Genomic DNA, 12,975 nt, shown 5'->3' on the forward strand with positions numbered 1-12,975 from the left:
GTGTTTTTACTTATTTCGGGTAAAAATCAACCAAATACAGTGGTTAAAATATTTCTCTATAGTGCCGATAAAGTTAAATATCCTTATTTTATCCCAGCGAAAGAGAAATTCTATGCAGAAACTTCGAAATTACTCAATCCGCACTGTGGTCTTCGTATTATTAAGTATTTTGTGCCTGATCTTGGGGGGAACGAATGTATACAGTGGTTGGTCACTATCACGTATCGCAGATGGAAATGACATCGATAGACAATTAGTGCAGCAAATGACGGTAATTAGTCAGGGAAATGACCAATATTTTCGTTTTGTCACTCGGTTAACCCGAGTAATGGAAAGTAAAAGTGAAGGGAAAACGGTGGATTATGGCCCAGTCAAAGAAGCGATGTCCAATATGGAAAAATATTTAGAGCAGATGAAATTGATTTCCCCTGGGCCAATGACGCCTGAAATAGCAGAACAGGTAATTAATAACTGGCAAGCACTACTTGATGATGGGGTAAAACCTCAATTAACCCTTAGTATGGAAAGTGATACCAATAAATATTTATCTCACGCCCACAATGTCACTCCTGCATTGAGCCGAACGTTTGGTGCATCAATTCAAAAATTCAACCAAACTGCAGAAGAGTTGATTAGCCAAGCTCGAAATCATGTTGATAACGTGATGGATATTACGCGAATGGTTATGATTATCACGGCAATATTAGGGATCTTTATGCTCATTTTTACGGATCGCTATATGGCAGAGATGATGCAAAAACCATTAGGCTTATTAAGGCAGCATTTTATCGATATCGCCAAAGGCGATTTAAGCCATCCTATACAGCCATTCGGAAATAGTTGTGTAGGAAAATTGTTTCCAATACTTGAAGGGATGAGAAAAGACTTAAGTGAATCGGTCAATTCAATCCGGCAAGGAAGTGAAAATATTTATCTGGGAGCAAGTGAGATTTCAAATGGTAATAGCGACCTTTCATCACGAACAGAAGAGCAGGCCGCTGCTTTGGAAGAGACAGCTGCGAGTATGGAGGAAATTACCGCAGCAGTTCAACTGAATATGGAAAACACACATCAAGCTAATCAACTTGTAGGCGAAGCGTTTGTGGCCGCTAATAAAGGGAATAGCATTGTTGATTCGGTTGTCGTGACCATGACTGAAATATCTCAAAGCTCACAAAAAATCGCTGATATTATCAACATGATTAACGATATTAGTTTCCAAACTAATATTTTGGCGCTCAATGCTTCCATCGAAGCCGCTCGTGCTGGTGTGCATGGACGCGGCTTTATGGTAGTCGCTGCAGAAGTACGCAAGTTAGCGAGCCACAGTGCGGAAGCTGCGATGGAAATTGAACGGCTTATCGCAGATTCAGGAACTTGCGTACAAAAAGGAACGGGGTTGGTGAATGAGATGGGGAAAACGATGGAGCATATTTTACAGGGAGTCAATGAAGTGACTGCAATTATGGCGCAAATCACGGTGGCTTCAGAAGAGCAGAGCAAAGGGATAGCCCAAGTTGGGGTCGCTATTACACAGATGGACGGTGTTACGCAGCAAAATGCGGCTTTAGTTGAGCAAGTGGCTACAGCGGCCAGTTCATTAGCGGAGCAAACGCAAGAATTACAACAAGCTGTTCAGCAGTTCAGTTTATCCACCCAAATGGCCTAGCACATTATTTTGGCAACTAGCCATTATTTTTGCAAATAAAAAGCCCTCACTGCGTTACAGTGAGGGCTCACAAAAACACTGCATTAACCGACTAGGATTAGTTCATGCCGTATTTTTTCAGTTTCTTACGCAGAGTTCCGCGGTTGATACCCATCATTAGGGCTGCACGGGTCTGGTTTCCACGGGTATATTGCATAACCATGTCCAACAAAGGCTGTTCTACTTCAGCCAATACCAGCTCATATAAATCATTAACATCTTGATTATTTAATTGAGCAAAATAGTTCTTCAGTGCTTGCTTAACTGAGTCACGTAACGGTTTTTGAGTTACTTGATCTTGTGAATTTACAGTAGCAACGGTTAGTACGTCAGAATTTACGCGTTGTTCGAACATAGTTCTGTCAGCTCTTATCTTTATTTACGCAAAAATTTTCAAAAAATGCCTCCAACACCTCCAGCTGTTCGCTGGCATCCTCAATGGTGTTGAATGAGCGCCGAAACTGGTCATCAGGTGCATGTTCTTTTAAATACCAAGAAACATGTTTGCGCGCTATACGGGCTCCTTTGCCTTGACCGTAAAAGTCGTGCAATTCCTGTACATGCGCTAGCATAATACGCCTTACCTCTGCCACTGGCATTGGTGGCAATATTTCACCTGTGTCCAGATAATGCTGGATTTCCCGGAAGATCCAAGGTCTTCCCTGAGCCGCTCTGCCTACCATCAAGGCATCCGCCCCTGTGTAGTCTAAAACAGCCCTGGCTTTTAGCGGGTCAGTAATGTCGCCATTGGCAATAACCGGAATGGTAACAGTCTGCTTAACTGCCCGAATGTTGTCGTATTCAGCTTCCCCATTAAACAGACAGGCTCTAGTTCTGCCATGAATAGTGAGAGCTTGAATGCCGCAATCTTCGGCCAATTTGGCAATCTCTATGCAGTTTCGCTCTTCAGGTGACCAGCCTGTGCGGATCTTAAGGGTAACTGGCACATCCACTGCTTTGACGACACCTTCAAGAATCGATTTCACGATTTCTGGGTAGCGTAGCAGTGCAGAGCCTGCAAGCTTACGATTCACTTTTTTAGCTGGACAGCCCATGTTGATATCAATGATTTGAGCGCCACTCTCAACGTTAATTTGAGCCGCGGCAGCCATTTCATCGGGATCATTGCCAGCTATTTGCACGGAACGAACCCCAAGTTCATCGCGATGAACCATTCTAAGTCTAGATTTGTCGGTCTTCCAAACTTGAGGATTAGAAGAAAGCATCTCTGATACTGTCATCCCAGCACCCATGTCATAACAGAGCGACCTAAACGGCTTATCTGTAATGCCTGCCATGGGGGCAGCAATAAGACAGTTTCTCAACTGATATTGTCCGATTCGCATAACTAAATGGGGGCCATACTGTGACTGCAAGGGCGCGTATATTACGCATTTTTTACGAGATATGAAAGGACAAACTTTGAGCAAACGGTTATTTATCACTAATTTTTTTATCTTGCATTTTTGCAAAAATAAAATTAGTTATATTTAACAAATAGTTAAGTTAATCCTATAACGATTTATTAAAATAACGGTTGTGCTGTTCAAATCTCGTGCAGAACAGATTATCGCCAGCTATTGAGCAATATTTGAGCTATAAGATAATCTATTCTGGCGTTGTTTTCAAAGAAATTATTCTCTAATTTTAATAAAAAAACTCACTAAAAATGCTTGACACCCGTAATCCGGCACCATTCTTCTTTTTCAGCAACAGGGTCGATTTCAAAAGTGGAACGATAAGCATCAGCCACTCCTTCTGCTTGAGTGGCGAGCACGCCAGAAAGTCCTAATAACCCACCCGGACGAGGTAGAACGCTAATCATAGGGGCGAGTTCACGCAATGGGCCAGCAAGGATGTTAGCAACCACGACATCAGCTTGTAAGTCATCAGGCTGGTCTTTTGGTAGGTATAGAGATAAACGCTCTGAAACACCGTTACGCTGCGCATTATCGCGGCTTGCAGTGATAGCCTGAGGGTCGATATCGATCCCAATCGCGTGAGCAGCACCTAATTTTAAGGCTGCAATCGCTAAAATACCGGATCCACAACCAAAGTCGATCACGGTTTTACCTTCGAGATCAAGACTGTCTAGCCATTGAAGACACAATGAAGTCGTTGGATGCGTACCAGTACCAAAAGCAAGGCCAGGATCTAACATTACATTGACTGCGGTCGGGTCGGGCACATCGCGCCAACTTGGGCAGATCCACAAACGTTCCCCAAAGCGCATTGGATGAAAATTATCCATCCATTCTCTTTCCCAATCTTTGTCTTCTAATTGTTCGATTTTATGGATAAAACCTGCACTCAATAGAGGACTATTTTCTAGTTGAGCAACGACAATTTTCATGTCGGTTTCTGCGTCATATAGGCCAATGACATCGGTATCACCCCAAAGGCGGGTTTCCCCCGGAAGCGGCTCAAAAACGGGCGTGTCGTGGCTGTCTTGAAAAGTGACGGATACCGCCCCTGTTTCTATCAGTTCATCGCCAAGCGCTTCTGCCTGTTGAGCGGTGGAGTTAATTTTAATTTGGATCCAAGGCATTATTTTTTCTCTATTTATTCGTTTATATCAGGTTGAGCAAAATCACTTGCCTATAATAGGCGTTAGTGCGTGCTAGTTACCTGCTCAATTGGCGTCGATTGTACGGGATTTTTACCGAAAAGGTTACCCACTAAGAAAGCCACAAGGCTAAAAACCAGTGAGGGAACGATGGCATGGAAACCCATGATCTCAATTTTAAAGCTAGCCAGTATGGCATAACTGACGCCTCCGACGACCATCCCACTGATAGCGCCTGTTCCATTGGCTTTTTCCCAATATAGCCCGAGGACTAATGGCCACAAGAAAACAGCTTCTAAACCACCAAAAGCCAGTAAATTCAGCCAGATAATCATCTGAGGCGGGTTCCATGCTGCAACTAAAAGCAATGCACCTAAGACCAAAGTGGAAAGGCTAGAGATGCGCGCAAGACGCTTTTCATTTTTGATTTGTGTTGGCACGGTATTTAGATAGATATCTTTTACGATGGTTGCCGAAGATTGCAGTAGTTGTGCGTTGATCGTCGACATGATCGCAGCCATTGGTGCCGCTAGGAAAATCCCTGCTGCGAAAGGTGGCAGCACTTGCACCATCAAAGTTGGGATCACTTGGTCTGGGATCGTCAGGTCAGGTAAAATTGCGCGACCGAGTGCCCCCGCAAAGTGCATGCCAAACATCAGCATGGCCATGACGATCGTTCCTAAGATAATTCCACGGTGAACCGCTTTACTGTCTTTATATGAAATACAACGTACTGCGGTGTGAGGTAAACCAATCACCCCAAAACAGACTAAAACCCAAAACGAAGCTAAAAATGGCCCGCTTAAAATGTCATCTGCACCTTCAGGCGATACCAATTTAGGGTCTATGCTATGCATTTTTTCTATCGCGGCAGGTAAACCACCTGCATGGTAAATAATCGCGACTAACAGGATCACCGTACCTAAAAGCATTACAAGCCCTTGTAGCGCATCATTTAGGACACTGGCCCTAAACCCGCCAATTGCGGTGTAGAGTGCGATGGATACCCCAAAAATCATTAACCCATAAGTATATGGAATACCTGCTGCGGTTTCTAATAGGCGCGCCCCACCAATAAATTGCACCGTCATGGCGCCAAAAAAGGCAATGAGCAGGCTGACACTGGCAAACCATACTAAAAACCGGCTTTGATAGCGTGCATACAGCATATCGTTAAGCGTAACGGCATTATAGCGACGCGCCAAAATAGCAAATTTTTTACCTAGCACGCCAAGGGAAAGCCAAATCGCAGGCAGTTGGATCATCGCCAATAGCACCCAACCTAGGCCATATTTATAGGCAGCACCTGGCCCACCAATAAATGAACTCGCACTGATATAAGTCGCTGTGATGGTCATCGCAAGGACAAAGCCGCCCATTGAACGATTACCTAAAAAGTATTCATTTAAGAACTCGCCTTTTGTTCGTTTTTTATATGCATAAATGGATAGCAAAAAAACGAGAGCTAGGTAGCCGACGAGAGGCAGGAGAACTTCAATCTGCATCATTCTCCTCCAGAGAAATGTCTTTAAAAATCAGTTTAACCATCATTATGCAGAGCAAAATAAAAATGATGGGTAAGATGAGACAAGACCATTCAAACCACAGTGGTAGTCCTGTAACTCCAAGCGTGTTGTCCGGTAGGTAGGCACTAATAACCCAGCCAATTAGATAGGCGATAGTCAAATAAAATGACCAGCGTGCTTCTTTATTTGATTGAAGAAAACGTTTATCCACCCGTTCTTCCCCTTCATTCCCATAAAAAAATAATCAGCAATTGTACGATAATCCGCAGGCTGAGTGTGAAAAATACCAGAAGAAAAGTGCAATAAAGCGTATTTAACACAAAAAAATACCGCAACGCAGCGCGTTACGGTATCGATTGACGATGAGCCAAACAGGTTATCGCTGACTTATTCAGCAATCCCCAGTTTTTTCTCTAAATAGTGGATATTAGTGCCACCTTTTTGGAAGTTTTCATCGCTCATAATCATTTGGTGCAATTCAATATTGGTTTTAATACCATCGACGATTAATTCGTTTAACGCATTTTTCATACGAGAAATAGCGATTTCACGAGTTTCACCATAAGTAATTAATTTACCAATCATTGAGTCATAATACGGAGGTACAGTGTAGCCTGCGTAAATATGAGATTCCCAACGTACGCCAAAACCACCTGGTGAGTGGAAACGGGTGATTTTACCTGGACTTGGGATGAAGGTATTCGGATCTTCTGCGTTGATACGACACTCAACAGCATGACCATGTACCACGATATCTTCTTGCTTCACAGATAATGGTAACCCAGAGGCAACACGCAGTTGCTCTTTAATCAAGTCTACACCCGTGATCATTTCAGTGACTGGGTGTTCAACTTGAATACGGGTATTCATTTCAATGAAGTAGAACTCACCGTTTTCGAATAAAAATTCGAAGGTACCTGCGCCGCGATAACCGATTTCAATACATGCATTAGCACAGCGTTCACCGATATTACGGCGAATTTCCGGCGTAATGCCTGGAGCTGGTGCTTCTTCAACCACTTTTTGGTGGCGACGTTGCATTGAACAGTCACGCTCAGCTAAGTAAACCGCATGGCCTTGGCCATCAGCCATGACTTGAATTTCAATATGACGTGGGTTTTCAAGGAATTTTTCCATGTAAACCATATCATTATTAAAAGCGGATTTCGCTTCAGCACGCGTCAAGTTGATAGAAGATTCTAAATCTTTCTCATTGCGTACCACACGCATACCACGACCACCACCACCACCAGATGCTTTGATGATGACAGGGAAGCCGATACGTTTCGCGATGGCTTTATTTTTTTCAGTGTCGTTCCCTAATGGGCCATCAGAACCCGGAACGCAAGGTACGCCAGCTTTTTTCATCGCGTTAATCGCAGAAACTTTATCACCCATTAGGCGGATGGTTTCAGCTTTTGGACCGATAAAAACAAAACCAGAGTTTTCAACTTGTTCTGCGAAATCTGCGTTTTCAGCCAAGAAACCATATCCTGGGTGAATCGCTTGAGCACCTGAAATCTCCGCTGCGGAAATAATCGCAGGGATATTTAAGTAACTTTTTGCTGATGCTGCTGGGCCGATACAAATTGTTTCATCAGCCAGTAACACGTGTTTTAGATCGCTATCTGCCGTAGAGTGAACCGCTACTGTTTTGATGCCGAGTTCTTTACAGGCACGCAAAATACGTAATGCGATTTCGCCACGGTTAGCGATAACAATTTTTTCCAGCATGGAAACGCCTCGTTATTCGATGACAACTAATGGCTCGTCAAATTCTACTGCATCACCGTTTTGCAACAGAATGGCTTTAACAACGCCTGCTTTATCTGCTTCGATTTGGTTCATCATTTTCATCGCTTCAACGATGCAAAGTGGGTCACCAACGCTGACCGTTTGGCCAACTTCAACGAATGATTTCGCTTCTGGGCTTGGCGCGCGGTAGAAAGTACCGACCATTGGTGAGCGAACCTGGTGACCTGCAACTGCTGCAGGTGCAGCTGGCGCTACCATCGCTTCAGATGGTGCAACCGCATTAGCCAGAGCAGGTTGCTGTGCAACCGGTGCTGAGTAATATTGTTGAGGTGCAGCCATAACCTGAGAAGCAGGTGAAACGCGGCTGATACGTACTGACTCTTCACCTTCAGAAATTTCCAGTTCAGAAATGCCAGACTCTTCGACCAGCTCGATCAGCTTTTTAATTTTACGAATATCCATGGATATGATTCCGTACTCTTATATTTGGATTGAATTAATTAGGCGCAGACGGTTAACCGCTGCCTGTAAAGCAAAACTATAACCATCAGCACCTAGACCACAAATTACACCGATTGCTTTATCGGAGAAATAAGAATGTTGGCGAAATGATTCCCTAGCGTGCACATTAGACAGGTGGATCTCGATAAACGGGATACTCACCGCGAGTAATGCATCACGTAGTGCAACACTGGTATGTGTGAATGCAGCCGGATTGATGAGAATAAAATCAACATCATGACGTGCAGCATGAATTTTATCGATGAGTTCAAATTCTGCGTTTGACTGAAAATGACTCAGTTTTACCCCTAGTTGACTAGCCTCTGCCCCAAGGTTGGATACGATATCGGCAAGAGTTTGGTTGCCGTATTTATCGGGTTCCCGTGTACCTAGCAGGTTTAGGTTTGGCCCATTCAAGAGTAAAATGTGAATATCTTCTGCCATTATGCTGCTAACTCCGACGATATTATCAATAGCCCGACAACATAACGCGATGCTAAGCGTTTGTCATCTTTTATCATAAAAATAAATGGATTTTCTACTGACAAGGTTCGTCATTATAATTATTTCGTGACATATAGCAGCAAAATACTGGTCTTATCAGAGAAAATACCCGAATTTATTTTGGAAAATGTGCGGTAATCCCTATTTAGGCGAAAGTACCGCGACAAATTGGTGATTAGCCTCGCAGGTTAACAAGCGTACGCCCAGTCACTTCATTTTTTAAGAGTTTTTTTGCATATTCGACAGAATCTTCTAACGTGATCTCATTGCTGACTTGCTCATAGAAAGAAGATGGGAGAAGTTCCGTGAGCCGTTGCCATACTTTAGGACGATTTGCAGCAGGGTAGTAAACGGAATCGACACCTTGTAACCGAACATTACGTAAAATAAATGGCATGACACTGGTCGGTAAATCGAAACCACCGGCTAAGCCACAGGCAGCAACCGCACCATTATAATGTGTTTGTGCAAGAAGATTGGCGAGTAACTCACCGCCTACAGTATCAATTGCACCGGCCCACAGCTGTTTGTCTAATGGTTTAGCGGGATGAGTGAAATCACTACGAGGTAATACCCTCTTGGCACCTAAGCTTTTTAGGTAATTACTGTTTTCTGCTCGACCTGATATCGCGACAACGTCATAACCTAATAACGCAAGTATTTGCACAGCGGTGCTGCCAACACCACCACTTGCTCCACTAACAATGATTTCACCTTTATCTGGTGTCACACCTGCGTCTTCTAAGGCGTTTACGCAGAGCATAGCGGTAAAGCCGGCAGTGCCAATTATCATTGCTTGCTTTAAAGATAAATTTTCTGGCAGGGGTGTTAAGTATTTGGCTGGGACTCTGGCTTGAGAGGCTAAGCCTCCCCAATGCGTTTCACCAACTCCCCATCCAGTGAGTAGCACATGTTGGCCAACTTGGAAGCGCGGGTCTTCACTGTGATGGATCACGCCTGAAAAGTCGATACCGGGTACCATTGGATATTGGCGAACAACACCTGCTTTTCCACAAATGGCTAATCCATCTTTATAATTGAGTGTGGACCAATGAATATCGACTACAATATCTCCGGCTGGAAGCATTTCTGTAGTTAATGGTTGAATGCCAGAGACGATTTTTTCGTCAGTTTGTTGTAGGACGAGAGCTTTCATCTTTCACTCCTATATAATGATTAAATATGTATTTTGAAAATTACTAAAATTTGAGTGCATTTCATTGACGTAGTAACAGTATTTAAGCTATTAATATTGTAATTAATTTGTAAAAATTTATTTTTTTCTGGCATAAATAGGCTTTTATCATGCAAAATATCGCATCCTGACGGATTCATTTTGTATATTGACATAAATTTGCCGCGTTTCTGGTAGATAATAGAGCGAACACTCAGCGAATTCACCCAATTTGTATTGGAAATAGCCAGTGTGTAGCAATAATAAAAAGAACTAAATAATATTTGAACTTGTTGCCCCAATAGCTTGTCACACTGGGAAGAAAAAGATGGAGTATATAACAACCAAAGAGTAGAAATTTTTTTGTATAATTTTATCCTGTCGGTAAAAATGCAATTAATCTCTGTTTTTGGGGTTTTTATCTGCTTCGTTTATATAAGAAGCATGTACAGTACGGTACGTGAAAAATAGATGAATTAACCATATTTGTAGAAGCAGCTCATTAACGCCTTGAGACCGCTTCAAGTGGTTGGTAGAGTAGACGGGTTTAAATTCGTCCCCAGCTTGCAGGATAACTCTTTCGTTATGTTTAAAAAATTTCGTGGCATGTTTTCTAATGACCTGTCTATTGACTTGGGTACGGCCAATACCCTTATTTATGTCAAAGGACAAGGCGTAAAATTAAATGAACCCTCTGTAGTTGCTATTCGTCAAGACCGCTCTGGATCGCCAAAAAGCGTTGCTGCTGTCGGTGGTGAAGCGAAGCAGATGCTGGGACGTACACCAGGTAATATTTCGGCAATCAGGCCAATGAAAGACGGTGTTATCGCTGACTTTTTCCTGACAGAGAAAATGTTACAACACTTCATCAAACAAGTTCATAGCAACAGTTTTTTACGCCCAAGCCCGCGAGTGCTTGTTTGTGTTCCCGTTGGTGCAACACAAGTTGAGCGTAAAGCCATTCGTGAGTCAGCATTAAGTGCAGGTGCGCGTGAAGTCTTCTTAATCGAAGAACCGATGGCTGCGGCGATTGGTGCTGGGTTGCCTGTATCAGAAGCGACGGGTTCAATGGTTGTTGATATCGGTGGCGGTACAACAGAAGTCGCTGTTATTTCTCTAAATGGCGTTGTTTACTCTTCATCTGTACGTATTGGTGGTGACCGTTTCGATGAGTCCATCATTAACTATGTACGCCGTAATTATGGCTCACTAATCGGTGAAGCGACAGCCGAGCGCATCAAACATGGGATTGGCTCTGCATTCCCGACAGATGAAGTCTACGAGATTGAAGTTCGCGGTCGTAACCTTGCAGAAGGTGTGCCTCGCGGATTTAAGATGAATTCAAATGAAATTTTAGAAGCACTGCAAGAACCGCTTACAGGAATTGTCAGTGCAGTCATGTTAGCACTTGAACAGTGTCCTCCTGAATTGGCCTCAGATATCTCAGAACGCGGTATGGTCTTAACCGGTGGTGGCGCGCTTCTTCGTAATTTAGATCGCCTATTGATGGAAGAAACGGGTATCCCTGTTATTGTTGCTGAAGATCCTCTAACTTGTGTCGCTCGTGGTGGCGGTAAAGCGTTAGAAATGATCGATATGCACGGTGGTGACCTGTTTAGCGAAGACTAAATGGCCTTTTAGAAACAGTTGGAGACGGTTCTCCAACTGTTTTGACTATTTTTTGTTCCTCTGACATTAGCGAAACTTAGCCACACATGAAGCCAATTTTTAGGCGAGGTCCATCCCTACAGTTACGCATTTTTTTTGCGGTAATCATTGCACTTGTACTGGTGGTGATTGACCATCGTTTCGAGCCTTTCAATAAAGTCCGTAACTACTTAGACACGGCGGTTAGCCCATTCTATTTTTTAGCGAATGGCCCACGCCAATTCCTAGATAATATCTCTGAAAGTTTCTCTTCAAGGGACCAACTGCAATTTGAAAACAAAGCGTTACGCCAAGAGTTATTACTGAAAAAAGCGGATAACTTGCTTTTAGAGCAACTTAAGCAGGAGAATGCGCGCTTAAGGGAGTTGCTTGGCTCGCCACTTCGTCAAGATGAACACATGATGGTAACGCAAGTGATTTCAGGGGCAAATACACCCTATCGTGACCAAGTGGTTATAGACAAGGGCAGTAACGAAGGGGTGTATGAAGGGCAGCCCGTTATTAGTGATAAAGGCGTTGTTGGCCAAGTGGTTGGGGTGAGTAACTTTAATAGTCGTGTCTTGTTAATTTGTGATACTGCCCATGCCTTACCTGTACAAGTATTACGTAATGATGTACGTGTTATTGCGGCGGGTTCTGGGTGTGCCGATGATCTACAATTAGAACCGTTACCTGAAAATACCGATATTCGTGTTGGTGATGTCCTTGTCACATCGGGGTTAGGGGGGCGTTTCCCTGAAGGGTATCCAGTTGGGGTGGTATCAGCCGTAAAACATGACACACAACGAGCTTATACGATCATAAGCGCGAAGCCGAGCGCTGAATTACAACGTTTACGTTACCTGCTGTTATTATGGGGAAATGATAACGATCCTAAAACGCCACTACAGCCTTCGGAAGTTTATCGTGCAGCAAATGAACGCTTAATGAAAGTGTTGCCGCAAGTATTACCTAACCCGAATGAAATTCAGGGGCCTCCATTGCCACCATCAATGGCTCCGACGTCACAACCATAAGTAGAGGAAACACAGTATGGTTATGGGCAAGAGAGTAAATTAGCATGGATGAGTATCGTGGAAATGGCCGTGCCATTATTTGGTTATCATTTTTTATTGCATTGATTTTACAAGTCATGCCTTGGCCGGAGCAACTCAGTTTTTACCGACCATCATGGCTTCTGTTGATTCTCACTTATTGGGTGATGGCGTTACCACACCGAGTGAGTGTTGGCACAAGCTTTATCTTAGGGATTATCGTTGATTCCATTCAGGGCTCCGCACTAGGAGTGCATGCTCTCTCTTTTAGTATTATTTGTTATCTCGTCTCTTATAAGCACCAGCTGTTGCGCAATATGGCGTTGTGGCAGCAAGCGTTGGTGATTATGTTGCTTACTATCATTCAAGATCTTGCTGTTTTTTGGGCTGAATTTCTATCATCACAAGTATTATTCCATCCGCAAGTATTTTGGAATAGCTTAGTGAATGGTATTCTATGGCCATGGCTATTTTTGCTTTTACGTAAAATTCGCCGGCAATTTTCAGTATGTTAGAGTGCTAGTTGTCGGTTTGACTGG

13 protein-coding genes are annotated in these 12,975 nt (G+C 43.4%); 4 read left to right on the forward strand and 9 right to left on the reverse strand.

Going from position 1 to position 12,975, the window contains the following annotated elements:
- Positions 1 to 112: 112 nt before the first annotated feature.
- The gene (locus PR809_RS12680; protein WP_166264301.1) at positions 113 to 1,669 is read left to right on the forward strand and encodes a methyl-accepting chemotaxis protein; all 1,557 of its coding nucleotides are present in this window, start codon (positions 113 to 115) and stop codon (positions 1,667 to 1,669) included.
- 97 nt (positions 1,670 to 1,766) lie between these two features.
- Here the strand turns inward: PR809_RS12680 and fis are convergent, their stop codons facing one another.
- The 9 genes from fis to acuI all read right to left on the reverse strand — a co-directional run bounded on the left by fis (position 1,767) and on the right by acuI (position 9,716).
- On the reverse strand, positions 1,767 to 2,063 hold the full coding sequence (gene fis / locus PR809_RS12685; protein WP_004258438.1) for a DNA-binding transcriptional regulator Fis: 297 nt from the start codon (positions 2,061 to 2,063) through the stop codon (positions 1,767 to 1,769).
- Between the two features lie 7 nt (positions 2,064 to 2,070).
- Complete coding sequence (dusB, locus tag PR809_RS12690; RefSeq protein ID WP_102137956.1) at positions 2,071 to 3,054, reverse strand: tRNA dihydrouridine synthase DusB; 984 nt, start codon at positions 3,052 to 3,054, stop codon at positions 2,071 to 2,073.
- Positions 3,055 to 3,371: 317 nt separating this feature from the next.
- A complete protein-coding gene (prmA, locus tag PR809_RS12695) occupies positions 3,372 to 4,256 on the reverse strand; it encodes a 50S ribosomal protein L11 methyltransferase (RefSeq protein WP_102137955.1) in 885 nt (294 codons plus the stop codon).
- A gap of 62 nt (positions 4,257 to 4,318) precedes the next feature.
- Positions 4,319 to 5,779 carry a sodium/pantothenate symporter gene (gene panF / locus PR809_RS12700; RefSeq protein ID WP_102137954.1) on the reverse strand — a complete coding sequence of 487 codons (1,461 nt, stop codon included), beginning with the start codon at positions 5,777 to 5,779 and terminating at the stop codon, positions 4,319 to 4,321.
- Positions 5,769 to 6,011, reverse strand: coding sequence for a DUF997 family protein (locus tag PR809_RS12705; RefSeq protein ID WP_102137953.1), 243 nt, complete (start codon positions 6,009 to 6,011; stop codon positions 5,769 to 5,771). Before PR809_RS12705 ends, panF begins: the two co-directional genes overlap by 11 nt.
- Positions 6,012 to 6,187: 176 nt before the next feature.
- Positions 6,188 to 7,534: an acetyl-CoA carboxylase biotin carboxylase subunit gene (accC, locus tag PR809_RS12710; protein ID WP_102137952.1), complete on the reverse strand. Its 1,347-nt coding sequence runs from the start codon at positions 7,532 to 7,534 to the stop codon at positions 6,188 to 6,190.
- Between the two features lie 12 nt (positions 7,535 to 7,546).
- Complete coding sequence (accB, locus tag PR809_RS12715; RefSeq protein ID WP_102137951.1) at positions 7,547 to 8,017, reverse strand: acetyl-CoA carboxylase biotin carboxyl carrier protein; 471 nt, start codon at positions 8,015 to 8,017, stop codon at positions 7,547 to 7,549.
- A gap of 18 nt (positions 8,018 to 8,035) precedes the next feature.
- On the reverse strand, positions 8,036 to 8,500 hold the full coding sequence (aroQ, locus tag PR809_RS12720) for a type II 3-dehydroquinate dehydratase (protein ID WP_102137950.1): 465 nt from the start codon (positions 8,498 to 8,500) through the stop codon (positions 8,036 to 8,038).
- Positions 8,501 to 8,735: 235 nt separating this feature from the next.
- On the reverse strand, positions 8,736 to 9,716 hold the full coding sequence (gene acuI / locus PR809_RS12725; RefSeq protein WP_206276202.1) for an acrylyl-CoA reductase (NADPH): 981 nt from the start codon (positions 9,714 to 9,716) through the stop codon (positions 8,736 to 8,738).
- A 603-nt stretch (positions 9,717 to 10,319) separates the two neighbouring features.
- Between acuI and PR809_RS12730 the strand changes: the two genes are divergently transcribed.
- The 3 genes from PR809_RS12730 to mreD all read left to right on the forward strand — a co-directional run bounded on the left by PR809_RS12730 (position 10,320) and on the right by mreD (position 12,951).
- Positions 10,320 to 11,363 carry a rod shape-determining protein gene (locus PR809_RS12730; RefSeq protein ID WP_004908213.1) on the forward strand — a complete coding sequence of 348 codons (1,044 nt, stop codon included), beginning with the start codon at positions 10,320 to 10,322 and terminating at the stop codon, positions 11,361 to 11,363.
- 86 nt (positions 11,364 to 11,449) lie between these two features.
- Entirely contained in the window at positions 11,450 to 12,418 is a 969-nt protein-coding gene (gene mreC / locus PR809_RS12735) for a rod shape-determining protein MreC (protein ID WP_102137948.1), read from the forward strand.
- Positions 12,419 to 12,462: 44 nt separating this feature from the next.
- Positions 12,463 to 12,951, forward strand: a complete 489-nt coding sequence (gene mreD, locus PR809_RS12740; RefSeq protein WP_004258382.1) for a rod shape-determining protein MreD — start codon at positions 12,463 to 12,465, stop codon at positions 12,949 to 12,951.
- Positions 12,952 to 12,975 lie beyond the last annotated feature (24 nt).

Origin of the sequence: Providencia sp. PROV201 (assembly GCF_028479545.1) — a bacterium.
Taxonomy (GTDB): domain Bacteria; phylum Pseudomonadota; class Gammaproteobacteria; order Enterobacterales; family Enterobacteriaceae; genus Providencia; species Providencia huaxiensis.